Source organism: Paraburkholderia sp. SIMBA_053, from assembly GCF_046534895.1.
Classification (GTDB): Bacteria; Pseudomonadota; Gammaproteobacteria; order Burkholderiales; family Burkholderiaceae; genus Paraburkholderia; species Paraburkholderia caledonica.
The window spans coordinates 1-268 of sequence record NZ_JAWRXU010000777.1; the positions used below are offsets into that span (position 1 = coordinate 1).

1 protein-coding gene is annotated in these 268 nt (G+C 61.9%); it reads right to left on the bottom strand.

The window, feature by feature from the left end; translation table 11 throughout:
- Positions 1 to 268 (bottom strand): carbon-nitrogen hydrolase family protein (locus SB753_RS37685; protein ID WP_410805239.1); only part of this gene is annotated, 268 nt, incomplete at both ends.

Here is a 268-nt window from a genome sequence, read left to right on the forward strand (position 1 = left end):
GCAACGTTATCGGCCGCCATATCGCCATGCGCGACGAAATCCGCCAGCGCCGTTTCCCGTTCGCGAACGTCGGCAAGCACGGCCGGATCGAGCCGCGCGACGATGACTTCTTCCCGTTCGCGGCTGGCTTCTTCAATCACATCGCCATAGGGACTCCAGACTGCGCTCGTACCGCATGTGTCCCAGCCGCCGGTCATGCCGACGTGATTCGACAGCAACACATACATCGTATTGTCGAACGCGCGTGCGGGGAACCAGATGCGCGACT